A 313-nucleotide genomic window follows, 5' to 3' on the forward strand; every position below is an offset into this window, starting at 1 on the left:
GCATCACCGGCCGCGTCATGAGCGGCGTGGTCGTTCTTTTCCTGCTGTTCGATGGCGCCATCAAGCTGGTGCCGTTGCCGATCGTCACCGAGACCATGGACAAGATGGGTTGGGGCGCGAGCGATACCCTGGCGCGCAGCCTCGGCATCATCACCATCGTCTGCACGCTGTTGTACTCGGTGCCGCCGACCTCGATCCTCGGCGCCATCCTGCTCACCGGTTATCTCGGCGGCGCGATCGCATCCCATGTACGGATCGGCAGCCCGCTGTTCACCCACACGCTGTTCGGGGTCTATCTCGGCCTGATGGTGTG

General features: G+C 63.9%; 1 protein-coding gene. It reads left to right on the plus strand.

The features are described from left to right. Nucleotides 1-2 precede the first annotated feature (2 nt). Nucleotides 3-313: DoxX family protein (locus FNJ47_RS46905; RefSeq protein ID WP_163163589.1), on the plus strand; the 311-nt coding region annotated here is incomplete at its 3' end.

This window comes from Bradyrhizobium uaiense, assembly GCF_010811875.1.
Classification (GTDB): Bacteria; Pseudomonadota; Alphaproteobacteria; order Rhizobiales; family Xanthobacteraceae; genus Bradyrhizobium; species Bradyrhizobium uaiense.